The 24,000-nt window shown below is 48.3% G+C and carries 22 protein-coding genes; 5 read left to right on the top strand and 17 right to left on the bottom strand.

The window, feature by feature from the left end; all coding sequences use genetic code 11:
* Nucleotides 1–36 precede the first annotated feature (36 nt).
* Nucleotides 37–225 carry a hypothetical protein gene (locus HMPREF9446_RS00580; RefSeq protein ID WP_009123492.1) on the top strand — a complete coding sequence of 63 codons (189 nt, stop codon included), beginning with the start codon at nt 37–39 and terminating at the stop codon, nt 223–225.
* Between the two features lie 167 nt (nt 226–392).
* On the opposite strand, the gene HMPREF9446_RS00575 is transcribed toward HMPREF9446_RS00580, so the two are convergent.
* Together HMPREF9446_RS00575 and HMPREF9446_RS00570 are read right to left on the bottom strand one after the other, a co-directional pair.
* On the bottom strand, nt 393–2,582 hold the full coding sequence (locus tag HMPREF9446_RS00575) for an alpha-galactosidase (RefSeq protein ID WP_009123491.1): 2,190 nt from the start codon (nt 2,580–2,582) through the stop codon (nt 393–395).
* Nucleotides 2,583–2,895: 313 nt separating this feature from the next.
* On the bottom strand, nt 2,896–3,786 hold the full coding sequence (locus tag HMPREF9446_RS00570) for a carbohydrate kinase family protein (RefSeq protein WP_009123490.1): 891 nt from the start codon (nt 3,784–3,786) through the stop codon (nt 2,896–2,898).
* 109 nt (nt 3,787–3,895) lie between these two features.
* On the opposite strand from HMPREF9446_RS00570, the gene HMPREF9446_RS00565 reads away from it, so the two are divergent.
* Nucleotides 3,896–5,098: a C1 family peptidase gene (locus HMPREF9446_RS00565; RefSeq protein ID WP_009123489.1), complete on the top strand. Its 1,203-nt coding sequence runs from the start codon at nt 3,896–3,898 to the stop codon at nt 5,096–5,098.
* Nucleotides 5,099–5,217: 119 nt separating this feature from the next.
* On the opposite strand, the gene HMPREF9446_RS00560 is transcribed toward HMPREF9446_RS00565, so the two are convergent.
* The gene (locus HMPREF9446_RS00560) at nt 5,218–7,104 is read right to left on the bottom strand and encodes a TonB-dependent receptor (RefSeq protein WP_009123487.1); all 1,887 of its coding nucleotides are present in this window, start codon (nt 7,102–7,104) and stop codon (nt 5,218–5,220) included.
* Nucleotides 7,105–7,444: 340 nt separating this feature from the next.
* Here HMPREF9446_RS00560 and HMPREF9446_RS00555 point away from each other — a divergent pair, with 340 nt between their 5' ends.
* The 3 genes from HMPREF9446_RS00555 (at nt 7,445) to HMPREF9446_RS00545 (ending at nt 11,184) form a co-directional block, all read left to right on the top strand.
* On the top strand, nt 7,445–8,338 hold the full coding sequence (locus tag HMPREF9446_RS00555) for an electron transfer flavoprotein subunit beta/FixA family protein (protein ID WP_009123486.1): 894 nt from the start codon (nt 7,445–7,447) through the stop codon (nt 8,336–8,338).
* Between the two features lie 119 nt (nt 8,339–8,457).
* Nucleotides 8,458–9,477, top strand: coding sequence for an electron transfer flavoprotein subunit alpha/FixB family protein (locus HMPREF9446_RS00550; protein ID WP_009123485.1), 1,020 nt, complete (start codon nt 8,458–8,460; stop codon nt 9,475–9,477).
* 3 nt (nt 9,478–9,480) lie between these two features.
* Nucleotides 9,481–11,184 carry an acyl-CoA dehydrogenase family protein gene (locus HMPREF9446_RS00545; RefSeq protein WP_009123484.1) on the top strand — a complete coding sequence of 568 codons (1,704 nt, stop codon included), beginning with the start codon at nt 9,481–9,483 and terminating at the stop codon, nt 11,182–11,184.
* A gap of 87 nt (nt 11,185–11,271) precedes the next feature.
* Here the strand turns inward: HMPREF9446_RS00545 and HMPREF9446_RS00540 are convergent, their stop codons facing one another.
* The 14 genes from HMPREF9446_RS00540 to HMPREF9446_RS00480 all read right to left on the bottom strand — a co-directional run bounded on the left by HMPREF9446_RS00540 (nt 11,272) and on the right by HMPREF9446_RS00480 (nt 23,993).
* Nucleotides 11,272–11,565, bottom strand: coding sequence for a chaperone modulator CbpM (locus tag HMPREF9446_RS00540; RefSeq protein ID WP_009123483.1), 294 nt, complete (start codon nt 11,563–11,565; stop codon nt 11,272–11,274).
* A 13-nt stretch (nt 11,566–11,578) separates the two neighbouring features.
* Nucleotides 11,579–12,550, bottom strand: a complete 972-nt coding sequence (locus HMPREF9446_RS00535; protein ID WP_009123482.1) for a DnaJ C-terminal domain-containing protein — start codon at nt 12,548–12,550, stop codon at nt 11,579–11,581.
* 229 nt (nt 12,551–12,779) lie between these two features.
* Entirely contained in the window at nt 12,780–13,802 is a 1,023-nt protein-coding gene (locus HMPREF9446_RS00530) for a threonine aldolase family protein (RefSeq protein ID WP_009123481.1), read from the bottom strand.
* 161 nt (nt 13,803–13,963) lie between these two features.
* Nucleotides 13,964–14,182, bottom strand: a complete 219-nt coding sequence (locus tag HMPREF9446_RS00525; RefSeq protein ID WP_009123480.1) for a winged helix-turn-helix domain-containing protein — start codon at nt 14,180–14,182, stop codon at nt 13,964–13,966.
* Nucleotides 14,183–14,439: 257 nt separating this feature from the next.
* Nucleotides 14,440–16,077 (bottom strand): chaperonin GroEL, encoded by a 1,638-nt coding sequence (gene groL / locus HMPREF9446_RS00520; RefSeq protein ID WP_009123479.1) that lies wholly within the window; start codon nt 16,075–16,077, stop codon nt 14,440–14,442.
* Between the two features lie 98 nt (nt 16,078–16,175).
* A complete protein-coding gene (locus tag HMPREF9446_RS00515) occupies nt 16,176–16,448 on the bottom strand; it encodes a co-chaperone GroES (protein WP_009123478.1) in 273 nt (90 codons plus the stop codon).
* A 163-nt stretch (nt 16,449–16,611) separates the two neighbouring features.
* Nucleotides 16,612–17,352: an EFR1 family ferrodoxin gene (locus HMPREF9446_RS00510; protein WP_009123477.1), complete on the bottom strand. Its 741-nt coding sequence runs from the start codon at nt 17,350–17,352 to the stop codon at nt 16,612–16,614.
* A gap of 16 nt (nt 17,353–17,368) precedes the next feature.
* Nucleotides 17,369–17,527 (bottom strand): hypothetical protein, encoded by a 159-nt coding sequence (locus tag HMPREF9446_RS18855; RefSeq protein ID WP_172634234.1) that lies wholly within the window; start codon nt 17,525–17,527, stop codon nt 17,369–17,371.
* Nucleotides 17,528–17,675: 148 nt separating this feature from the next.
* Entirely contained in the window at nt 17,676–19,037 is a 1,362-nt protein-coding gene (gene hisS, locus HMPREF9446_RS00505; RefSeq protein WP_009123475.1) for a histidine--tRNA ligase, read from the bottom strand.
* A 188-nt stretch (nt 19,038–19,225) separates the two neighbouring features.
* Nucleotides 19,226–19,921: a zinc metallopeptidase gene (locus HMPREF9446_RS00500; protein ID WP_009123474.1), complete on the bottom strand. Its 696-nt coding sequence runs from the start codon at nt 19,919–19,921 to the stop codon at nt 19,226–19,228.
* Between the two features lie 170 nt (nt 19,922–20,091).
* Entirely contained in the window at nt 20,092–21,393 is a 1,302-nt protein-coding gene (locus HMPREF9446_RS00495; protein WP_039968163.1) for an alpha-L-fucosidase, read from the bottom strand.
* Nucleotides 21,394–21,494: 101 nt separating this feature from the next.
* The gene (locus HMPREF9446_RS00490; RefSeq protein ID WP_009123472.1) at nt 21,495–22,766 is read right to left on the bottom strand and encodes an adenylosuccinate synthase; all 1,272 of its coding nucleotides are present in this window, start codon (nt 22,764–22,766) and stop codon (nt 21,495–21,497) included.
* Nucleotides 22,763–23,251: a Fur family transcriptional regulator gene (locus tag HMPREF9446_RS00485; protein ID WP_009123471.1), complete on the bottom strand. Its 489-nt coding sequence runs from the start codon at nt 23,249–23,251 to the stop codon at nt 22,763–22,765. Before HMPREF9446_RS00485 ends, HMPREF9446_RS00490 begins: the two co-directional genes overlap by 4 nt.
* An 82-nt stretch (nt 23,252–23,333) precedes the next feature.
* Nucleotides 23,334–23,993: a DNA alkylation repair protein gene (locus HMPREF9446_RS00480; protein WP_009123470.1), complete on the bottom strand. Its 660-nt coding sequence runs from the start codon at nt 23,991–23,993 to the stop codon at nt 23,334–23,336.
* Nucleotides 23,994–24,000: the final 7 nt, after the last annotated feature.

The raw sequence follows: 24,000 nt of genomic DNA, 5'->3' as shown, positions 1-24,000 counted from the left end.
TTTGCTTTTAATCAACAATATTAAATATCACAGGTTATGATTGGATTTATCATTTGGGTTATCGGTGTGGTTCTGTGTGTCAAAGCCGTACTGGAAATCATGAAGTGGCCGGTAGACGGCGTGAAGAAACTATTAGTCGCGATTATCATCCTGCTTACCAGTTGGGTCGGAATCTGCGTCTATTACTTCTGGGGAAGAGAAAACCTGCCTCAGATACTGAAATAAGTTCCGGTATCATCAAGCAGCAGTAAACAAACGTGTATCAAGAACAAGAAAGAATGTCAAAATAGAGACTTAGAACACCAGTAATTCGCGTTTCTTTCATCTGTTTTGACATTCTCTTCTTTTGGGGAACTCGGTAGGACTCTCCCCAAACATTCCAACGACCTCCGTTATTGCGCCGTCAACTCAATCACATGGCTTTGCAACTTTGAAAGGCCGAATACGGACAACCCCACCTTCATCAAGTAGTCTCCCGAAAGGACCTTTCCATTGGCAGCCAACCGGGAAGTCGCGGAAGGCATCAGATTGATTTCCTCTACCTTATACATCTTATTCGGATCCAGTCCCTGCACTTTCACAGGCAACAACTTCTCTTGGAAGCGGGGATAAACATCGTAGGCAAACAAAACAGCTTTACGTGCATCCTTGCTGACGTAGTTCAGCGCCATGTGATTACCCTCGTAGGGAGAAACCAGGCGATACTGATCACCCTCCATAATGGCAGTCTGAAGACGTTTCCAGTTGGCTACAGCTGTCTGGCAATAGGCCAGTTCGTCAGAGCTCAGGCCTTTCAGACCCATATCGAAACCAAGTTTGCACATGGAGGCAACGTCCGTACGGAATTTTAGGGAAGCCGACCTGTTCCAGCTTGTCACGTGCGCATCCATTGCCTTCGCCGGGAAGAACTGCGCGAATCCCCACTGAATGAAGATACGTTCCACCGGATCTGTATTGTCACTGCACCAGAATTCCGTGAAGTACTTCAACGCCTCGTAGTCACAGCGGGCACCGCCGCCGGAGCAGAGCATCATCGGCACATCGGGATAATTCTCTTTCACACGCTTCATCACGTTATATACACCGCGCACGTGGTCGATGTACAGTCTGCCTTGTTTTTCTTTCAAATAGTGCGAATAGATATTGGTGATAGGGCTGTTGCAGTCCCATTTGAAAAAAGCTACTTCGGGATTCTCCTTCATAATGCCCTCCACTACACCATACACGTAGTCCTGCACTTTCGGATTGCTGAGGTCTAATACCAATTGGTGGCGGTAATAGTATGTTTCGCGGTTGGGCAACATAATTGCCCAGTCCGGATGTTTTTCAAACAATTCGCTCTTGGGGTTCACCATTTCGGGCTCAATCCAGATACCGAACTTCACATCTGCATCCTTGGCAGCCTTCACCAGAGCGGGAATACCACCGGGCAATTTATCACGGGTCACTTCCCAGTCACCCAGACCCGCCTGGTCATTCTTGCGGGGATATTTGTTGGCAAACCAACCATCATCCAACAGGAACATATCCACACCCAGCTTCTTGGCTTCTTTCATCAAGTCAGCCAATATCTCCTGATTGAAGTTGAAACCGGTATTTTCCCAATTATTCAGCAAGGTAAGACGACTGCCTTTACCATCTTTCAAGCTATAGTTGCGAGCCCACTCGTGCAGGTTGCGGCTGCCTTGTCCGGTACCGTTGTAGCTCAAGGTGAAAATAAATTCCGGAGTGGTGAACAGTTCGCCGGGCTTCAGTTCATAGATAGAAGCATACGGGTTGATGGCAGGGATGACACGCAGATTGCCCACATTGTCCACCTCGAACGTGAAACGGAAGTTCCCGGTCCAGCCCAGGGTACCCATCAGTACCTCGCCTTGATGTTCGTTCACCGGCTGTTCCAATCCTACTTCAAAGAAGGGAGGCGTATGCATGGCGGCACGGCTGCCCAGTTTGGTATCTATCACTTTTTTGCCGAACTGCAACTGTTGGCTGCTCATCTGGGCTTCCTTGGCCCAGTCGCCGCTGAACTCCGTGAGGTAATAGGCAGACTTGCTGAAATAGAGCATAGTGGAAGCATAAGTGGAAAGCGACACCGGCTTCTTCTCCTGGTGCTTTATCTCGCTCCAGGTTTTGATGACGTTCTCCTTGGGATAAGCAACGTAATGCAGGGTCACGTCCACCGGGTATTTGTCATCGCGCAGGCAGACAACGGTTTCCATCCCCCCTTCTACGGCATTGGAGGAGGAAGACACATAATAAAGATAGGTGGAAGGATTGCCATCACTGTGGGTAATGCCAATGGCAGGCTCGAAATAATCCTCGTTTCCCGAACCGCTATACACTTCCCAACCGCGTGCACTGGCGCTGCCACCGGAACCGGCATGGAGATTCCTGGCAAGATTTTCCACATCTTGCTCATGCAGCAGTTTTTCTCCCAAATAAGTCTGATACAAACGGCCATTCTCGCCTACCTGGAGTACCAGGTCTGTGTTGTCCGTGGCAATACGAATAATTTTCTTTTCAGCGGCATCGGCATACGACAGTATAACACATGCCAAGATAGTTGCAAGTAGCTTTTTCATGGTGTATAATTATATTTGGATACAAATATACAGAACTTTGGTGATTAGCGCGAAAGACTTCCACTAATATCCTCTACCTGCCGACGGAATTGCCGTTCAAAAGATGCGATATTCCCCTACGGACAAGTTCCTCTTGAGAACTTGCAGGAAAGCTAAAGAAAAAGCTTCCGAAGTTAGGTCTAAAAGTTGACAGAGTTAAGTGAAAACTCTGTTCGCAGTGCGCGAACGGATATTCAAAGCCTGCGAACATATATTCAAAGCCTGCGAACGGATATTCAAAGGCTTTGAATAAAGTTCTTTCACTCACACACCTTTATCTCCCCAGTCCTTCTTTCAAAGCCTCCGGCAACTCCGGCATGGCACCGCTTTGCGTGCAAACGTAAGCAGAAACTTCCACTGCCAGTCTATGCGCTTCAGGCACCGGCTTTCCGCTAAGAATAGCGGCGGTGAAGGTTGCCGTAAACGAATCGCCCGCTCCAACAGTATCGGCCACCGGCACTTTCGGAGTTTCCTGATAGGAGACGACACCCGGAGTAAATACATAACTGCCGTTCGTTCCACAAGTCAAGATAAGCATTTTCAGATTGTACTTGGCGAGCAGAATCCAGCATTTGTCTTGCAGGTCGATGCCCGGATAACCGAAGATGCGGCTGATGGTCACCAACTCTTCATCGTTAATTTTCAGAATATTGCAACGACGCATAGATTCACAAAGTATCTCCTTGGTATAGAATCCCTGCCGAAGGTTGATGTCGAAAATCTTCAGTTGTCCCTCCACATCGGGCATGGTATCGAGAAAACGGTTGATGGTAGTGCGGCTTACCTCGCTGCGTTGCGCCAAAGAGCCGAAACATACGGCGCGCGTGTTCAGAGCCAGGCGCTTCAATTCATCGGTAAAGGGGATATTGTCCCAAGCAACACCTTCTTTTATCTCATAGCAGGGTACTCCCATGGCATCAAGTGTCACCTGTACGGTTCCTGTCGGATAGGGCACCCGCTCTATCTCGGCGCGCAGACCTTTTTGGGCAAATACGTCCAGAATCTCATCACCATCCGCATCGGCGCCTACGGCACTCACCACACGGCTGTCGAAACCAAACTGCGATGCATGGTAAGCAAAGTTTGCCGGAGCACCGCCTATCTTCTTTCCTTCGGGAAGGCAATCCCATAAAGCCTCCCCCATACCTACGATCATTTTATTCATAGTAATTTTTTCTTCATAAGTGCCAGAATTAACGCCCCAAAGATAGCTTTTGTTTACGATATTCTACTTATATTTGCGGTTGCAACTATAAATCTATAACATTTTAATCATGATGAGAAAGTCAATACTGATTGCTACATTGGGATTATTGAGCCTGAACACAATGGCACAAGACGCCCCGAAAGAAGAGGGTTTTATCTTCACGACTGTCAAAGAAAACCCCATTACCTCCGTCAAGAACCAAAGCCGTGCCGGTACCTGCTGGTGCTACTCCGGCCTGGCGTTCATTGAATCTGAATTGCTCCGCATGGGCAAGGGAGAATACGACCTGTCCGAGATGTTCATTGTACATAATACTTATCTGGACCGTGCCGACAAGGCTGTACGTACACATGGTGACATTTCTTTCTCCCAGGGCGGTTCATTCTATGACGTGATATACGGTATGAAAAACTTCGGCCTGGTGCCCGAAGAGGAAATGCGTCCGGGAATGATGTACGGCGACACGCTGAGCAACCACAACGAACTGACTGCCGTGTCCAACGCCGTAGTGGCAGCCATCGCCAAAGGACATCACCGCAGCCTGCAGACCGACAAGGACAAGAATCCTCTTTGGAAGAAAGCCATCACTTCCATCCATGACATTTATTTAGGCGAACGTCCCGAGAAATTCACCTACAAAGGCAAGGAATATACTCCGCAGTCTTTCTATGAATCTACCGGACTGAACGCCGACGATTACATTTCACTGACTTCCTACACACACCATCCGTTCTACCAGCCGTTTATCCTGGAAATCCAAGACAACTGGCGTTGGGCTTCTTCCTACAACCTGCCCATCGATGAACTGATGCAGGTGTTTGACAATGCCATCAACAAAGGTTACACCATTGCTTGGGGCAGTGACGTAAGCGAACAAGGTTTCACGCGTGACGGTATAGCCGTAATGCCAGACGCCGAGAAGGTGCAGGAACTGAGTGGTTCGGACATGGCACACTGGCTGAAAATGAAACCCGAAGAAAAGAAGCTGAACAGCAAACCGCAACCGCAAAAATGGTGTACCCAGGAAGAGCGCCAGGAAGCATATGACAACTGGGAAACAACCGATGACCACGGTATGCTGATTTATGGTATAGCCAAAGACCAGGAAGGCAACGAATATTACATGGTAAAGAACTCTTGGGGTGAAGCCGGTAAGTACAAGGGCTTATGGTATGCATCCAAGGCTTTCGTGCGCTACAAAACAATGAACATCATTGTACACAAGGATGCGCTGCCTAAGGATATCGCCAAAAAGTTGGGAGTAAAATAATAAAGTGAAGGATTAAAAAAAAGACAGGGATAAAGGATCAGGGCTTACCGCCAACCTTTTATCCCTGTTTTTTTATTCTTCATCTTTCATATCCATTTACATTAAAGGGTGAAAGATTGTCAGAAATGCAACTTAAAACCTCCCATGGCGGTAAACCCGGGCATCTCGTACCCGCGGTTGATGACATAACCGGTATTTGTGATATTATCCAGCACAGCAAAGAGTTCCAAGGCACGGACTACTTTATAAGTCAGCTTCATATTGAGCAATACATAATCCTGATGCTCCACATCACCGGAAACATACAGTCCGCCTATCCCCCTCAGCTCCGCATCCACATGAAACTTGGGCAATGCCTGCCAGCCTATCCCCAGAAAATACTGGTTCTTCGGCGCCCCCGTCAGATTATCCAACGAAGTATAGAGGTAGCTGTAAGTAGCCCGGACACTTAGGTTGTCGAGTGGACGGCTGTTGGCGGTCACTTCTATACCTTTATTGATGAAACTGCCCGTATTTACATTCTTCATGTCCACTGTCTGAATCAGGTTACTGCCCTTACTATAATAGCCGGTCACATCCATGCCGAAGTAGCGGGAAAAAGTCTTGCCCACCGTTATTTCATAATTCATCATATCTTCCGGCTCAAGGTCCGGATTGGCAGGACGGTAAAGATACATCTCACGGAAAGACGGATTACGGTAACCTTTTGCCACAGATGCTTTCACCATCCATCCTTCGGCAGGATGGATCACAAAACCTCCCTGCGGAATCCATTGCGTATCAAAGCGGTCACTGTTTGCCATACGGAGTCCGGCATTCAAGATCAGCACACCTCCAAACAAGTCCTGCGAAAGAGTGATATAAGGAGAATATTCCGTAATACTTTTACGGCTGATGGTTGTCATGGATCCTTCGGTATGGGCATTGCCTCCCGACATTGGAATTTTACCGGTGTAGGTGTTGAAATCGAATCCCACAGTAGCGGCCGCATCCTTCCAGGGACGGATATTCTGATAGGCAAGAATACCGAAACGGTCATCCAAGCTGTGGAAATGGCGGGGATCGTCAATGTAATGATTGCCGTAACTGTAATATACCCGCACATTACCGTTGGTATTGCCATAATAATTATTGAGCGATAAGGACGCTTCACCACGGGTGATATTCTGATGATAAATATCCGTGGATTCAGGATCGCTCAATTTCGGATAAACGGGATCATTCCCGATGAAGTTCATCAACGAATAGTCCGCCCGGAGTTTCCATGCATCACTGAAGTCGTACCCCAGTTTGGCATATACATTAGCCTGCTTAAAGTCGAAATTCTCCTCCAACCCGTCCGTACGGTCATAACCGAGCGATACAAGGGAAGAGAATTTTCCCGAACGGACCGTATTGGTAATCGAAGAACGCCAGGTATTGTACGACCCATATTGCGAGGTAAGCGTAGTATGTACTCCATCCTTCTCCGCATTCTTGGTAATGACATTGATGACGCCGCCCATGGCATTGGAACCGTAAAGCACCGAACCCGGCCCGCGAAGCACTTCTACGCGATCCACGTATTCCGTTTCATAAAAGTCCGCCACATGATGGGAATAGATACCGGCAAACTGTGGCTGTCCGTCCACCATCATCAGTACGGCATTGGTCGGAGAACCTCCGACGCCACGTATCTTGATTCCTCCCGACCCCCCATTGCTTACTCCGAAGCCGAAAATGTTGCGTTCGGACACAAAGAGGCTCGGCACACGTCCGGAAATGGCAGAAAGCAACTGGGTGTTGCCTGTCGCCTCCAATTGCGGGCTGCCGACCGTAGAGACGGTATAAGGAAGCAAGTTCCTTCCGGTGGCATTGTTGCTGCCGGTCACCACCACCTCGCCTATACGGTAGGTACGGGTAGTATCCACCACCGTTTGCGCAGAGGTGTGGACAGCGGCAAAGGAAGCAGTGCACAAAATTGCACCTTGAATCAGTCGTTGCAGGTAATGTCTGTTTTCTTTCATATAAGTTCGTTTTATGATCGTACTTGGCCTTGCCAGATAACACGTATTTCTTGCCTGCAAAAATACGGAAACTTTCGGTTGGCAGCAGTAGATGAAATCCTGTAATTTATACCCGTATTACAGAATTTTCCGGTTGCCCTCTCTCTGCAAGCCACTCTTCATTTTTTGCTCAAAAACATCCGTAATGTGCATTTTTCATCCCTTTTTCTTGTCAAACCCAACTCTTTGCGTAAATTTGCACGCTGATAATGAGTTAACCGGACAATTTCAGTAGCAGGATTCTACTACTCCTATTCCCGGTACTGACACTTGAGAAATACTAATACTAATAATTAATAGCATGAGTTTGAAAATTGTTGTATTGGCAAAACAAGTTCCCGACACTCGCAATGTCGGGAAAGATGCCATGAAAGCCGACGGAACCATTAACCGTGCGGCACTCCCTGCCATCTTCAACCCCGAAGACCTGAATGCCCTCGAGCAAGCGCTTCGGCTGAAAGATGAACATCCGGGCTCCACCGTAACCATCCTGACTATGGGACCGGGACGTGCAGCCGAAATTATTCGTGAAGGACTTTACCGTGGTGCCGACAATGGCTATCTCTTGACCGACCGTGCTTTTGCCGGTGCAGATACTCTGGCTACCTCGTATGCCCTTGCCACTGCCATCAAAAAGATCGGCGATTACGACATAATCATCGGCGGGCGCCAAGCCATCGACGGTGATACCGCCCAGGTAGGCCCGCAGGTTGCAGAAAAGCTGGGACTGACACAGGTTACGTATGCAGAAGAAATTCTCAATGTGAACCAGGAGGCCCGGAGAATCACTGTAAAACGTCATATAGACGGTGGTGTGGAAACTGTAGAAGCTCCTCTGCCCATCGTTATTACCGTAAACGGGAGTGCGGCTCCCTGCCGTCCGCGCAATGCCAAACTGGTGCAGAAGTACAAGCGTGCCCTCGGCGCACAGGAAAAGGCAGCCATCACCAAAGAAGGCGCAGAGTTGGCCTATGCCGAACTTTATGAGAAATATCCCTATCTGAACATCACCGAATGGAGTGTAGCCGACGTGAACGGTGACCTTCCGCAATGCGGTCTGAGCGGCTCACCGACAAAGGTGAAAACCATCCAGAACATTTCATTCCAGGCCAAAGAAAGCAAGACGCTGACAGGAAGCGACCAGGATGTGGAAGATTTGATTGTTGAACTGCTTGCCAATCACACGATTGGGTAGTAAGTAGCAAGTAGTAAGTGGCAAGTAAAATCGACTTGCCGCTGAACAGGAAAAGATAACTCGAATGCATCTCTTACTGACTACTAACTACCAACTACTAACTACTAAAAGTATATAATATGAATAATGTATTTGTATATTTAGAGATAGAAGGCACTACGGTTGCCGACGTCAGTCTCGAACTCTTGACCAAAGGTCGTAAATTAGCCAATCAGTTGGGCTGCCAGCTGGAAGCTGTTGCTGCCGGACACAATCTGGCAGGTATTGAAAAGCAAGTATTACCCTACGGCGTTGACAAACTCCATGTTTTTGACGCTCCGGGACTGTTCCCCTATACTTCTCTCCCCCACTCTTCCGTCCTCATCAACCTCTTCAAGGAAGAAAAGCCGCAAATCTGCCTGATGGGCGCTACGGTAATCGGCCGTGACCTCGGTCCCCGCGTATCTTCCGCACTGACCAGCGGTCTGACCGCCGACTGTACTTCTCTTGAAATCGGCGACCATGAAGACAAGAAAGAGGGCAAGGTATATGAAAACCTGCTGTATCAAATCCGTCCCGCATTCGGCGGCAACATCGTTGCCACGATTGTGAATCCCGAACACCGTCCGCAGATGGCAACCGTTCGTGAGGGCGTAATGAAGAAGGAAATTCTGGATGCCAACTATAAAGGTGAAGTCATCCGCCACGATGTAGCCAAATATGTTCCCGAAACAGACTATGTGGTAAAGGTGATCGACCGCCACGTAGAAAAGGCAAAACACAACCTGAAGGGCGCTCCCATCGTGATTGCCGGCGGCTATGGCATGGGCAGCAGGGAAAACTTCGACATGCTGTTTGAACTTGCCAAGGAACTCCATGCAGAGGTAGGCGCCAGCCGTGCCGCCGTCGATGCCGGTTACGCCGACCATGATCGCCAGATTGGCCAGACGGGCGTTACGGTTCGTCCCAAACTGTATATCGCTTGCGGCATCAGCGGACAAATCCAGCACATTGCCGGCATGCAGGAAAGTGGTATTATCATCTCTGTCAACAACGACGAGAACGCTCCTATCAATACGATTGCCGACTACGTCATCAACGGTTCGGTAGAAGAGGTAATCCCGAAAATGATTAAGTATTACAAACAGAACAGTAAGTAAACTATGGCCAACTTTTATACAGAAATTCCCGAACTGAAATACCATCTGAACAACCCGATGATGGAACGTATCTGCGAACTGAAGGAACGCGGATATCAAGACAAAGACAAGTATGACTATGCCCCGCAGGACTATGCGGATGCTATGGACTCTTTTGACAAGGTGCTTGAAATCACCGGTGAGATTACCGGAGAGATTATCGCTCCCAATGCAGAAGGCGTGGATGAGGAAGGTCCCCATTGTGCCAACGGCCGTGTAGAGTACGCCAGCGGTACCAAACAAAATCTGGACGCCATGGTAAAAGCCGGTTTGAACGGTATGACCATGCCCCGCCGTTTCGGTGGTTTGAACTTCCCGATTACCCCGTACACCATGTGCGCCGAAATAGTTGCCGCTGCCGATGCAGGTTTCGGCAATATCTGGTCGCTGCAAGACTGTATCGAAACTCTGTATGAATTCGGCAACGAAGACCAGCACAGCCGTTTCATTCCCCGCATCTGCCAAGGTGAAACCATGTCTATGGACCTGACGGAGCCGGACGCCGGCTCTGACCTGCAAAGTGTCATGCTGAAAGCCACCTTTGACGAAGCCAACAACTGCTGGCGTCTGAACGGCGTGAAGCGCTTCATCACCAACGGTGACGCCAATCTCCATCTGGTATTGGCACGCAGCGAAGAAGGGACCAAGGACGGACGCGGCCTGTCCATGTTCATTTATGACAAGAACGAGGGCGGTGTAGATGTACGCCGTATCGAGAACAAGCTGGGTATCCACGGTTCTCCGACTTGCGAACTGGTTTACAAGAATGCCAAAGCCGAGCTCTGCGGTGACCGCAAGCTGGGTCTGATAAAATACGTAATGGCTTTGATGAACGGTGCCCGCCTGGGTATTGCCGCCCAGTCAGTAGGTCTCTCACAGGCTGCCTACAACGAAGGTCTGGCATACGCCAAAGACCGTAAGCAGTTTGGCAAGGCCATCATTGAATTCCCGGCTGTATATGACATGCTGGCCATCATGAAAGCTAAATTGGATGCCGGACGTTCTTTGCTGTACCAGACTTCCCGCTATGTGGATATCTACAAGGCATTGGACGATATCTCCCGTGAGCGCAAGCTCACCCCGGAGGAACGCCAGGAACAGAAGAAGTATTCCAAACTGGCTGACGCCTTCACTCCGCTGGCAAAGGGCATGAACTCCGAATATGCCAACCAGAACGCCTACGACAGCATCCAGATCCACGGCGGTTCGGGCTTCATGCTGGAATATGCCTGCCAGCGCATCTACCGCGACGCACGTATCACGAGCATCTATGAAGGTACCACCCAGTTGCAGACCGTAGCCGCTATCCGCTATGTAACCAACGGTTCTTATGTGGCTACCCTGCGCGATTACGAGATGATTCCCTGCAGCGCAGAAATGCAGCCGCTGATGGAGCGTGTGAAAGAAATGGCCAACAAGCTCGATGCCTGCACCAATGCCGTGAAAGAGGCACAGAACCAGGAACTGCTGGACTTCCTTTCCCGCCGTCTTTACGAAATGGCAGCCGTGTGCATCATGTCGCATCTGATTATCCAAGACGCTACAAGGGCGCCAGAGTTGTTTGCCAAGTCTGCCCTTGTATATGTGAACTATGCGGAGGCTGAAGTGGAAAAACACTTTAACTTCATCCGTAAATTCAAAGCAGAAGAACTGGAAAGCTACCGCTAACCACACCTCATAAAACAAGCCCTTGCTTTATCTGAATATCCTCTTGGAAAAGACAAAAGCAAGGGCTTGATTTTTCAGTTACAGGCCTCAAAAATCTCCGAAAACCTTCAATCTGCTGCGCAAAGAGTGTATCTCTTTCTGCATCTCCTCCATCCGCTCCAGCAAGTGGTGAATGGCATCGATACCTTCCATATTGATAGACAAGTCGTAATACATGCGACTGTAACGCTCTACATCCGGCAACTGGGAGAACAACAGGAAACGTTCCCCGTTCTCCGTCTGAATATCTATCAGACCACCTTCCTGCAACCTATCTATGAATGTAGGTTCGATATGACATTTGTTGCAGTATTCACTTACTATGATTAATTCGTTCTGCATAGCGCTGATATTTTTAGTTCATACTTTGAATTTTGCGGAACATCTCTTTCTGCTCCTCCGTCAGGTTTGTAGGCAACTTCACGGAATAGGTCACAATCAAGTCACCAAACTGCCCTTCCTTCTTGTAAACCGGGAACCCTTTACCCTTCAGACGTACCTTCGTCCCACTCTGGGTTTCCGGCTTGACCTTCAGTTTTACCTTACCGTCCAAAGTATCCACCAACTGCTCGCCACCCAGCAAAGCGGTATAGAGGCCGATAGTGACATCTACATACAAATCATCTCCCAGACGCTTGAACACAGGATCGTCCGGAATGACAAACGTGATGTACAAGTCACCCGCAGGACCTCCGTTGATGCCCTCGCCACCGTAACCTTTCAGTTTGATGACCTGCCCGTTTGCTACCCCGGCAGGAATAGTGATACGCACTTGCTTGCCATTCACCGTCAATATCTGCTTATGGGTCCGCGAAGCATCCCGAAGCGACAAATTCAAGTCCGCATGGTAATCCTGTCCGCGGAAACCGGCATTGGCACCGCCTCCACCACGTGTACGGTGACCGAACATCTGCTCAAAGAAGTCCGAGAAGCCTCCGGCATTGCTGCCCGAAAACTCCTGCCCGTCGGACGAATACCAGTAAGTGCCTCCGTCCGCGCCGAATCCGGCACCGGAACTGCCAAACCCGGCTCCGCCGAATCCTCCATAGCCTCCCGCACCCGACTGTTGCCGTGCCCGCTTTTGCGCTTCAAATTCATCAGCATGTTTCCAGTGCTCGCCATATTCATCATATTTCTTCCGTTTTTCAGGATCACTCAGCACCTCATTCGCCTCATTGATAGCCTGAAACTTATCCTTAGCCGTAGGGTCATTCGGATTCAAGTCAGGATGATGCTTACGCGCCAATTTGCGGAACGCCTTCTTAATGTCATCCTGAGATGCCGTTTTGTCCACTCCAAGGACTTGATAATAATCAATATAAGCCATAGTTTATAGGTTTTGTTTTCTATTATCCAAAAAACAAACAACAAGCCATTTTGGTTTTCAGAACACTAAAATACGTAAACGAAAATTAAAAACGACAGGTATTCAAGCAAAAGCTCCCGGCCTGCGAAGGCAAGGAGCTTTTCGTCATATCTAAATATTTACACTAAACCAGACCGTCAGAGTGTTACCCATAAATGCCGGAGAGAAGTCAGTAAATCTCCGGAAGGGGTTATTTAAAGGCTCTGTGCAAAGCTTGGAGCAATTCTTCGATATCCTTCTCAGTCGTATCAAAAGATGTAACAAAACGTACCTCATCAATCGCCTCATTCCAAAAGTAGAAGAAGTAGTTTTTCAGAAGTTCGTCAATGACCGGACGGGGCATCGTCAGGAAAAGCTGGTTACTTTCCACCTTCTGGGTGAAGTGTACGTCGGGCAGAGTCTTCAGCCCCTCGTATAACTTCCGGGCCATCTCATTGGCATGCCTTGCATTTTTCAGCCAAAGGTCATCCGTCAGATAGGCAGTAAACTGGCAAGACAGATAACGCAGTTTGGAGGCAAGCTGCGCCGACTGCTTACGCACAAAGTACGCCTCTTTCTTCAATGCCGGATTGAAAACAATCACACTCTCCCCCAGCATCAGCCCATTCTTCGTCCCACCGAAACTAAGGACATCAATGCCGCAATCTACTGTCAGCTCCTTGAAGCCGAGCCCCAAGGCGGCACAGGCATTTGCCAGACGTGCTCCGTCCATGTGGACATACATGCCATGCTGATGAGCCAGTTTCGTGAGGGCACGGATTTCATCGGGGCTATACACCGTGCCCAATTCCGTACACTGGGAAATATAAATGGCACCGGGCTGCGAATGGTGCTGCTCGCCGAAGTGGCAAAGATAAGGACGGACCAAACCGGGCGTCAACTTGCCGTCAGGAGTCCCGACGGGACGAATCTGACAACCTGTCATACGAGCAGGAGCCCCGCATTCGTCCACATAAATATGTGCCGTTTCCGCACAGATAATAGAATGATAAGGGCGCGTGCAAAGCTGCAGGGCCACCGCATTGCTGCCTGTACCATTGAATACAAACAAAGGTTCGCAGTCGGGGGCAAAGGCCTCCCTGATTTTACGGACTGCTTCCTCTGTCCAGGGATCATCACCGTAACCTACGGCATGGTCTTGATTGGCCCGGTTCAGTGCTTCCATAACCAAAGGATGCACACCGGAATTATTGTCAGATGCAAAACTTCTCATAGTCGTTTTAATTATACAGATTGAAAAGATGTGCAAAGGAAAGAATATTCTATAACATAAAAAAGGAAAGGGACACTGATTTGTAACTTGCCGGAAATCCTTCCCTGTTACCAATCAATGTCCCCCTCTCCAGAAATTCGACTCCAATCGATCCGTCCGTATCATCCGATATAAACATTCACGCCCAACGATACGTAAAGCTCGCCATTATCCTCGTACATTTCAATCTTGTCTTCACGGGCAAGCCAACCTAATGCGGCTCCCAGTTCTTTGTCTTCCAGCCCGGACTTTTTCTTCAAAGCTCCGTAACTCCATTTGGCATAATCGCTGAGCAACTGCCAGACCTTGCCTGCATTCAGTCCAATTTCGCTTTTGTTCATATTCTCTTAAAATTAAAAAGATTAATAGTTCTTGTTGACCAGGTTCTCCTTATAAGGCATAAAGATATCATTTTTTATCATATAAACAACAATAGCGAACAAAAGATATTAAAATTAATCACTTTTGTAACAGTTTTGTAATTTTACACGTTCCTAATTGACAAGTGCAAGGAAGGAAGTACAAAAAAGCCGTGGTATCCATCGGGACGGATACCACGGCTGCTATTATGTGATCAAGAGATCAGGGGAAGGCGATATTACATCATTCCGCCCATACCTCCCATTCCGGGAGCGCCCATCGGCATTTCGGGCTTATCTTCTTTCTTCTCCACGATAACACATTCGGTAGTCAGGAACATACCTGCAATGGAAGCAGCGTTCTCAAGAGCTACACGGGTTACCTTGGCAGGATCTACCACACCGGCAGCATGCAAGTTTTCGTAAACATCAGTACGGGCATTGTAACCGAAGTCAGCCTTGCCTTCACGTACTTTCTGTACAACCACCGCACCTTCCTTGCCTGCGTTGGCAACAATCTGGCGCAAAGGTTCTTCGATGGCACGCTTGATGATGTCGATACCGGTAGTCTCATCTACATTGTCACCCTTAAGGCCTTCCAGCGCATCGAGGGCACGGATGTAAGCTACACCACCACCTGCAACGATACCTTCTTCGATAGCCGCACGGGTAGCACGGAGCGCATCGTCAACACGGTCTTTCTTTTCCTTCATTTCCACTTCGGAAGCAGCGCCTACATAAAGAACAGCTACACCACCGGACAACTTGGCCAGACGTTCCTGCAGTTTTTCCTTGTCATAGTCAGACTTGGTAGCAGCAATCTGCGCCTTGATTTGCTCGCAACGTTCCTTGATGTTTTCTTTAGCACCGGCACCGTTTACGATAGTCGTGTTGTCTTTGGAAACAGTCACCTTGTCAGCAGTACCCAACATTTCGATAGTAGCCTGTTCCAGTTTCAAGCCTTTTTCCTCGCTGATGACCACACCACCGGTCAATACGGCGATATCTTCCAGCATTTCCTTACGGCGGTCACCGAAGCCCGGAGCCTTCACGGCACAAATCTTCAACTGAGAACGCAGACGGTTTACAACCAGCGTAGTCAAAGCCTCGCTATCCACATCTTCTGCAATGACCAACAGAGGACGGCCGGTCTGTACAGCCGGTTCGAGGATAGGCAAGAAATCTTTCAGGTTGGAAATCTTCTTGTCATAAATCAAGATATACGGTTTCTCCATCTCGCACTCCATCTTCTCCGTATTGGTAACGAAGTAGGCGGAAAGATAACCACGATCGAACTGCATGCCTTCTACCACACCGATGGTAGTATCGGTACCCTTGGCTTCTTCAATAGTGATAACACCATCCTTAGAAACCTTGCGCATAGCGTCAGCAATCAATTTACCGATAACCGGATCGTTGTTGGCAGATACCGTACCTACCTGTTCAATCTTGTCGTAGTTGTCACCTACCATTTCGGCCTGGCCCTTAATGGATTCCACCACCTTGGCAACAGCCTTGTCGATACCGCGTTTGATGTCCATGGGGCTTGCGCCGGCAGTCACGTTCTTCAAGCCTTCGGCTACGATAGCCTGTGCCAGAACGGTAGCAGTCGTTGTACCGTCACCAGCATCGTCACCGGTCTTGGAAGCAACTTCCTTCACCAACTGTGCACCCGTATTCTGGTAAGCATCAGCCAGTTCCACTTCTTTTGCAACCGTTACACCGTCTTTAGTGATGTGGGGAGCACCGAATTTCTTTTCGATGATGACGTTACGGCCTTTAGGACCGAGAGTTACTTTTACTGCATTTGCCAGTGTATCGATACCTTTTTTCAATTGGTCGCGGGCATCGATATTGAATAATATTTCTTTTGCCATAACTTTAGTAATTTTGATTTATAAGTTTTTGAATGTAGAACTCTGAATTACAATCATTCCGTTACGAAATAATTCATCATTCAAAATTCATAATTATTTTATCCCAAAACAGCGAGCACATCGCTTTGACGCATGATGAGGTATTTGGCTCCTTCAACTTCCAGCTCAGTACCGGCATACTTGCCATACAACACTGTATCGCCAACCTTCAACACCATCTCTTCGTCTTTTGTTCCGTTGCCTACTGCAATCACTTCACCCTTCAAAGGTTTTTCTTTCGCTGTATCAGGAATAATGATACCGCCAATTGTCTTTTCTTCTGCAGGAGCAGGGAGTATCAGCACTCTGTCTGCCAATGGTTTAATGTTCATAGTTCTTTTGTTTTTTATATGTTATACATTATTATATTAATAGGTTTGCTTTATGCAAGCACCGAAAGAATTACGAAAAGTGTGCCAAAGCATGAAAGTGTTTGTTTGGCAGGAGAAGACTGACAAAATGGCAAGGAGATGGTTTATTATGGCAAGAAAACAATTACAGATAGTCCGCCAACCGATAGCGGCCCTTATTCCGGGTCGTTTTCCCGTACTGTATCACTTCCCGGGGACAAGCATGCACACAAGCCATACAATGGATGCACTGCTTTCTCCAGACCGGACGGCCGTCTGTCATACTGATATTTCCTACCGGGCATGATTTGGCGCATATCCCGCAAGAGATACAGCCTTCATCTACATGGAACCCCTTGGAACTGATTGTAAAACGAACAAATAAAGGATTTACGGCATAGGTTTTCAGCCAGGCGGCTCCGCCTTCATGCACTTTCCATACTTTTTTCTGTTGAAGCACTTCTTCTGCAATGGAGGCCACCTGCCGGCGCGCTTCCTCTATTTTCTTCCGGCAAAGCGTTTCGCTATCCAGGTTGAACATGGGAACATACGTATTGGGCATGGCAACGGACCAGGCTGCATCCACAGGAAAATGTTTCGCCAGACGACTCATGCCTTTCCCCACATCGTCACCACAGGTACATACAGCGTAACGATACCGGCAACGGGGCAACTGGAGCCGGGACAGGAAATCGACCACTACACGCGGCGCATACCAGGAATGCACCGGAAAGACAAGGCCTATCTTCTCGGTACCGGCCAATTCTTCGGGCATCACCTTCTGTTTCAAACAGTCTGCAATACTGAGAATCGTGTCATGTGTAGCTTCAGCAAGCCGTTCGGCAACCCAACGGGAATTTCCGGTTCCGGTAAAATACAATATCATCTATCTTGCCCCTTTTCTAATCCAACAATTCCTCAAGGGAATAGCTCTCCCAAAACGCCTTGGTGGAATGCACCAGCGAACTGCCCATATAAAGTAGAAACAACACCGCTATGACAATCATCAAAAAACTGACGAGGGCATTGTGCTTTTCTTGTTTAAATTCCACGGAAACCATACGAACCTCCTTTTTTATTGTCACTGCAAAAATAGAAGCGGAGTGTTACATTCATCCTACACCCCTATTACAAACTCTACATTCGTGCCCTAAATATACAAAAAAAGGAGCACAAAGCCGCTCCTTTTTAAAAGTATTTCAGTTTTTATTAATTCAGTTCGCTAATCAGCTCCTGAGGAGAGACGAGTTTCTGTTCGCCGGTCTCCATATTCTTCAAAGTGACCTTACCTTCATTCATCTCATTCTCGCCCACTAAAGCCACAAATGGTATGCCTTTGGAATTGGCGTATCCCATCTGTTTCTTCATCTTGCTCGCATCGGGGAATATCTCGGCACGGATACCTGCCGCGCGCACCTTGGCAAGCACGTCCAGAGAGAAAGCGGCTTCTTTCTCACCAAAGTTGATGAACAGCAATTGTGTACCGTTGACTGCTTCCTTCGGGTAGAGGTCAAGCTGGTTCAGCACATCAAAGATGCGGTCCGCACCGAACGAGATACCTACACCACTGACACCGGACATGCCGAACACGCCCGTCAAGTTGTCGTAACGTCCGCCACCGGTAATACTGCCTATCTGTACATCCAGCGCCTTTACCTCAAAGATGGCACCGGTGTAGTAGTTCAAGCCACGGGCCAGAGTCAAGTCAAGTTCTATCTCATTGTTCAAGCCGAGCACCGAAAGCGTCTTCAATATGAACTCACTTTCCTCCACACCCTTCAGGCCGGTTTCGCTGGCGGCAAGCACCTCTTTCAAGGTAAGCAGTTTCTCTTCATTGGTTCCACTCAACAAGATGATGGGTTGCAGTTTGGCAATGGCCTCATCACTGATATTTTTTTCTTTCAGCTCGGCATTGACATTGTCCAGACCTATCTTGTCCAGTTTGTCTATTGCGACAGTGATATCGACAATCTTGTCCGATTCTCCAATGATTTCGGCGATACCACTCAGAATCTTGCGGTTATTGATCTTGATGCAAACACGAATGCCGAAGTGTGTAAACACCGTATCGACTATCTGCATCAATTCCACTTCATTCAAAAGAGAGTCACTACCTACTACGTCGGCATCACACTGATAAAATTCACGGTAACGTCCCTTCTGCGGACGGTCGGCACGCCAGACAGGCTGTATCTGGTAACGCTTGAAAGGGAAGGTGATTTCATCCCGGTGCATCACCACATAACGGGCAAAAGGTACGGTGAGGTCATAACGCAAGCCTTTCTCGCAGAATTTGCTGGCAAGTTTGGCAGCATTACGGCTCAGCAATTCCTCGTCCGTCAGACCGGAAAAGTAATCACCGGAGTTCTGTATCTTGAACAAGAGTTTGTCGCCTTCTTCACCGTATTTTCCCATCAAGGTAGAAAGCATTTCCATGGAAGGCGTTTCTATCTGCTGGAAACCGTAAAGATGATATACATCACGAATGGTATTAAATATATAGTTACGCTTCGCCATTTCTACAGGCGAGAAGTCACGGGTTCCCTTCGGAATACTGGGTTTAGCTGCCATAATCGTTTCAATTACTTTAAAAATCGGACGACAAAGTTACAGCATTTTATTGATTAAGAAAAGAGAATACTTACCTTTATGCTATTACCGCTACATAAAAGCAACAAAAACGCATCATCCATTTAACGCAGACAGACCATCTGTTCCGGGTGAACAGATGGTCTGTCTGGTATATTTGCATCATGCGTTTACTCTCTGCGTCCCAAGAAGATCGTGATATAATAAATCAGCGTTGCCAACGAACCGAGCGCAGCCACCACATACGTATAAGCAGCCGAACGGAGCGCATCTTCCGCCTGCGCATGATTATAAGAGTTGGTAATGCCGGAACCGCTGAGCCATACCAACGCCCGCTTGCTTGCATTGATCTCCACCGGCAAAGTGATGAAGCTGAACAGCGTAGTCATCGCAAACAGGATGATGCCCGCCAACAGCAACTGCGGAAAAGAGTTCAGCATCAGAATACCTGCCAGCAACACCCACGTCATCCACTGTGAAGCAAAAGACACTACCGGCACCAGCTTGCTGCGCATTGTCAGCGGAGCGTATGCACGTGCATGCTGCACGGCATGGCCGCACTCGTGGGCAGCTACGGCGGCAGCCATGATGCTGTTGCTGTTATAAACACTTTCACTCAGATTCACCGTCTTGTCGGTAGGATTATAATGGTCCGTCAGATGTCCGGGAGTATGTGTTACGGTGACATCATAGATCCCATTGTCGTGCAACATCTTCAAAGCCACGTCGGCTCCGGTCATTCCGTTTCCGGTAGGGATTTTAGAGTACTTCTTGAACTTGTTCTGCAGGTTCATCTGTACCAGCCAACTCACCACGGCGATACCAATAAAAAGAATCCATTGTATTCCTATCATTCCTGTTCCCATAATTTTCTTTCTTTAATTTGTGAATAAATCTGTCGTCTCTCAATTGTATAACAAATTGTTTGCCAAAAATAAAGGGAAACCCGGAACATTGCCGCAGTTTCCCTTATCTTTTAGGAAGAATTAAATAATTTTGAATTGTGAATTATGAGTTATGAATCATGATTTGTGAATCATTCAACATCCAGTTCTATCACTTTATCAATATCCGTCGGAACTTCCGGCAGATAGAGCATCACCCCACCCTCACACTTACGGAACTTCACCGGAAGACGGTCGGCGTAGCCTACCGCTTTCTTCACCTTCTTGCCTTCCAATGGCAGGAAAAGGGCTTTATCTTGCAATTCGAGGATATGCACGTATAATTTGTTTCCTTTCTGCGTGGTCACGCCCCAAGGATGCGGGGCCACACAGCCGCCACGGGTGCCGTAGATGGTCTCACCATACACTTTCATCCACTCTCCCACTTCTGCCAGACGCTCCAAAGCCACGGCTGGCAGTTCGCCGTCCGGCTGAGGGCCTATATTCATCAGCAGATTGGCATCCTTTCCGGCAGCTTTCACCAAGTAGTGAATCAATGTCTTGGCAGACTTATAGTTCTGGTCGGTGATTTTATACCCCCACATGCCATTCATCGTCTCGCAAGTCTCCAAAGGCAGAGAGCTGACGTCCTGGCCGGAAAGTCCGGCACGGTTCTCGCCCGGCAGGTCACGCTCAAAGATCTGGATATCCTCACCCTCAAAAGGTACTTGATGATGATTGTTGCCAACCAGACAGGCAGGTTGCAGACGGTGTATCATGGCATATTGTCCGGGCAATTGCCAGTCAAAATCCGGATTCTGATCCTGGTCCCACCAGCCGTCAAACCAGATGGCTCCTATCTCTCCATAATTGGTAAGCAATTCGGTCAGCTGGTTGTTCATGAACTGATAGTAGCTGTTCCAGTCGCCCTTCGGATTCGGCCGTCCTGTCCCGCGTCCGGTACGTCCCCACGGGGCATCTTCACGATACCAGTCGATGTGCGAATAGTAAAGGTGCAGGCGGATGCCCTGCTTGTGGCACTCATCTGCCAGTTCTTTCAGAACATCTCTTTTGAAAGGGGTGGCATCTACAATGTTGTAGTCTGAATATTTTGTATGGAACATGGAGAATCCGTCATGGTGGCGTGTGGTGAAACAGATGTATTTCGCACCGGAAGCCTTGATGGCAGATACCCACCGGGCCGCGTCGAACTTAGCGGGATAGAAACCTCCCGCCAACTTGGCATATTCTTTATAATTCAGATTATTGTTGGTCATGGTCCACTCGCCGGTGGCAAGCATGCTATATACTCCCCAGTGCAGGAAGATACCAAAACGACTGTTCCGGAATTCCTGACGGGACTTCAGATTCTCTTCGGCAGGCTGATAGGGTTGAGCCTTCACAGACGGAAGAAGACAACATAAAAGCAAAAATAAGACAATCCGTGTTTTCATAACAACAAAATAAAAAAAGGCACGGATTGTACAGACACCTGCGGTTCTTCATACAAGACCGAGAAATCCATACAATCCGTGCCCGGGGTTATCAGTTTATATTATTCTCCGGTATAGCGTTCGATGGTCTGCTCACGGTCAGGACCTAATGACACAATCTTGATGGGCACACCCAACTGTTCTTCCAGGAATGACAGATAAGCGTTGAATTCTTCGGGGAACTCATCCTCGCTCTGCATCTTGGTCATATCCGTCTGCCAACCCGGCAACTCCACATAAACCGGTTCGATGTCGCCTTCAATATCATACGGGAAATAATCGATTTCTTCACCATTCACCTTATAGGCTACGCAAGCCTTGATGGTTTCAAAAGAATCGAGCACGTCACTCTTCATCATGATCAGCTTGGTGACGCCGTCCACCATGATGGCATATTTCAAGGCAACCAGGTCAATCCAGCCGCAACGGCGCTTGCGTCCTGTCACCGAACCGAACTCATGTCCCAGCGTACAAATCTGGTCACCGGTCTTGTCGAACAGTTCCGTGGGGAACGGGCCTGCACCCACGCGGGTACAATAGGCCTTGAAGATACCATATACTTCACCTATCTTATTGGGAGCCACACCCAGACCGGTACATGCACCCGCACAAATCGTATTGGAAGAAGTCACGAAGGGATAAGAGCCGAAATCGATGTCAAGCATCGTACCTTGTGCACCTTCACACAACACGGACTTGCCTGCATCCAGCAAGCGGTTGATTTCATGCTCGCTGTCCACCAGCTGGAACTGTTTCAGATATTCGATGCCTTCAAACCATGCTTCCTCCAGTTCGCTGAGGTCATAGTCGTAATTCATCTCTTTCAATATCTGTTCGTGACGGGCCTTGGCAGCGGCATATTTCTTTTCAAAATCGGACAGGATATCTCCTACACGCACACCGTTACGGCTTATTTTGTCTGTATAGGTAGGGCCGATGCCCTTGCCGGTTGTCCCCACTTTCGCATCACCCTTGGCTGCTTCGTAGGCGGCATCCAATATACGGTGGGTAGGCAGGATGAGGTGCGCCTTCTTGGAGATGTGCAGGCGTTCCTTCAAATTATGGCCGGAAGCCTCCAATGCTTCTGCTTCCGCCTTGAAAAGAGCCGGATCAAGCACAACACCGTTACCGATGATATTTACCTTGTCACCCTGGAAAATTCCCGAAGGAATGGAACGGAGCACGTACTTCTGACCCTCGAATTCCAATGTATGTCCGGCATTCGGTCCACCTTGGAAACGTGCCACCACGTCATATCTCGGAGTTAATACGTCAACGACTTTGCCTTTGCCTTCGTCGCCCCATTGTAATCCTAATAGAACATCTACTTTCATTTTTCTTTCTTATGGTTATTATTCTTCTTTTTCCGTTTGTTCGCCCGGTCGCACTTGCTGCAAAGTCCATACAGATATAAGGAGTAATGCGTCAGGTTGAAGCGGCTCAACTTGGTATTCTCGATAGCATGCTGCAACTCTTCATTCTGAAACTCCGTCACCTTTCCGCACTGCGTGCAGATTTGATGGTGGTGTGTGTCGCGATTATAGCATTTTTCGTATTGTGAAGAGTTGCCGAACTGGTGCTTGATAACCAAACGGGCATTGATAAGCAAAATTATAGTGTTGTAAAGTGTAGCACGGCTGACGCGGAAGTTTTCCTGGTCGGCCATCAGTGAGTAGAGCGTGTCAATGTCGAAATGTCCTTCTATAGAGTAAATGGTGTCAAGTATGGCATAACGTTCGGGAGTCTTGCGATGCCCGTTCGCATTCAGATATTCGGTGAATATCTGCCTTACTGTATCTTTCACATTCTGACTTTCCATTTGACGGCGCAGCTTTTACGGCCAACAAAGTTAATCCTTTTTTGTGGAAAGCAAACCAGAATAGAACAAAAAATGCACGATTCTAAGCAATTTCCTCCCTCACAAGATTATATAACAATTGTTCGGCCTCGGAAACAGAGTCCTTCATGCCTTCCACACGGCGGCACACTTGAAAAGCATTCTCTTCCTTGTGCTGCATGAAACGCCGTATGGCCGTCATGGCCGCATTACGCACATGGTAGGTGCCCGAAAGGAAAGCACAGACCGCCTGGTCCAGGAATTCGTTCTCCACCCGTTCATTCATATCTCCCTTCTTCATCAGCAAGCGGGCAATGGTGAGGAAACCGCAGACTTGGACATATTCCCTTTCATCTGCAATCCAGTGGAAAGACTTTGCCGGAGCATAAGGCAGATACTGGAACAGGTTCATACAGGTAAGTTCGGCTATCTCGATGTTACGGATATCTTCCACCCAGATATCCGCTATTTCAGGAAGGAAACTATCTGCCGGCTGCAAAAGTCCCGCCAATATCTTGCACTCGCGGATCTCTTCTTTCCAGAGGGCCTGTGCCAGCGCATGGTCTTTCGGATATCCTTCGGCTATACTTTTGATACGGGGCAGTTCCACACCAAAGTTCAGCTTGTATGCCAAACCTTTCTCACGCATACTTTGGGACACAGCCCCGTTCATGGAGAGACGGAGCTGTGTCTTTATTTCTTTCAGTTGTTCTTGTAATTCCATTATTAGA

This window comes from Bacteroides fluxus YIT 12057, assembly GCF_000195635.1.
GTDB classification, from domain to species: Bacteria; Bacteroidota; Bacteroidia; order Bacteroidales; family Bacteroidaceae; genus Bacteroides; species Bacteroides fluxus.
Note: the sequence above shows the minus strand (reverse complement) of the source record. Positions and strands in the feature narration are given on the sequence as shown.

Coding starts and splice junctions, on each gene's coding strand:
- HMPREF9446_RS00580 (WP_009123492.1), top strand. CDS start 37: ATGATTGGATTTATCATTTGGGTTATCGGTGTGGTTCTGTGTGTCAAA.
- HMPREF9446_RS00575 (WP_009123491.1), bottom strand. CDS start 2,582: ATGAAAAAGCTACTTGCAACTATCTTGGCATGTGTTATACTGTCGTAT.
- HMPREF9446_RS00570 (WP_009123490.1), bottom strand. CDS start 3,786: ATGAATAAAATGATCGTAGGTATGGGGGAGGCTTTATGGGATTGCCTT.
- HMPREF9446_RS00565 (WP_009123489.1), top strand. CDS start 3,896: ATGATGAGAAAGTCAATACTGATTGCTACATTGGGATTATTGAGCCTG.
- HMPREF9446_RS00560 (WP_009123487.1), bottom strand. CDS start 7,104: ATGAAAGAAAACAGACATTACCTGCAACGACTGATTCAAGGTGCAATT.
- HMPREF9446_RS00555 (WP_009123486.1), top strand. CDS start 7,445: ATGAGTTTGAAAATTGTTGTATTGGCAAAACAAGTTCCCGACACTCGC.
- HMPREF9446_RS00550 (WP_009123485.1), top strand. CDS start 8,458: ATGAATAATGTATTTGTATATTTAGAGATAGAAGGCACTACGGTTGCC.
- HMPREF9446_RS00545 (WP_009123484.1), top strand. CDS start 9,481: ATGGCCAACTTTTATACAGAAATTCCCGAACTGAAATACCATCTGAAC.
- HMPREF9446_RS00540 (WP_009123483.1), bottom strand. CDS start 11,565: ATGCAGAACGAATTAATCATAGTAAGTGAATACTGCAACAAATGTCAT.
- HMPREF9446_RS00535 (WP_009123482.1), bottom strand. CDS start 12,550: ATGGCTTATATTGATTATTATCAAGTCCTTGGAGTGGACAAAACGGCA.
- HMPREF9446_RS00530 (WP_009123481.1), bottom strand. CDS start 13,802: ATGAGAAGTTTTGCATCTGACAATAATTCCGGTGTGCATCCTTTGGTT.
- HMPREF9446_RS00525 (WP_009123480.1), bottom strand. CDS start 14,182: ATGAACAAAAGCGAAATTGGACTGAATGCAGGCAAGGTCTGGCAGTTG.
- groL (WP_009123479.1), bottom strand. CDS start 16,077: ATGGCAAAAGAAATATTATTCAATATCGATGCCCGCGACCAATTGAAA.
- HMPREF9446_RS00515 (WP_009123478.1), bottom strand. CDS start 16,448: ATGAACATTAAACCATTGGCAGACAGAGTGCTGATACTCCCTGCTCCT.
- HMPREF9446_RS00510 (WP_009123477.1), bottom strand. CDS start 17,352: ATGATATTGTATTTTACCGGAACCGGAAATTCCCGTTGGGTTGCCGAA.
- HMPREF9446_RS18855 (WP_172634234.1), bottom strand. CDS start 17,527: ATGGTTTCCGTGGAATTTAAACAAGAAAAGCACAATGCCCTCGTCAGT.
- hisS (WP_009123475.1), bottom strand. CDS start 19,037: ATGGCAGCTAAACCCAGTATTCCGAAGGGAACCCGTGACTTCTCGCCT.
- HMPREF9446_RS00500 (WP_009123474.1), bottom strand. CDS start 19,921: ATGGGAACAGGAATGATAGGAATACAATGGATTCTTTTTATTGGTATC.
- HMPREF9446_RS00495 (WP_039968163.1), bottom strand. CDS start 21,393: ATGAAAACACGGATTGTCTTATTTTTGCTTTTATGTTGTCTTCTTCCG.
- HMPREF9446_RS00490 (WP_009123472.1), bottom strand. CDS start 22,766: ATGAAAGTAGATGTTCTATTAGGATTACAATGGGGCGACGAAGGCAAA.
- HMPREF9446_RS00485 (WP_009123471.1), bottom strand. CDS start 23,251: ATGGAAAGTCAGAATGTGAAAGATACAGTAAGGCAGATATTCACCGAA.
- HMPREF9446_RS00480 (WP_009123470.1), bottom strand. CDS start 23,993: ATGGAATTACAAGAACAACTGAAAGAAATAAAGACACAGCTCCGTCTC.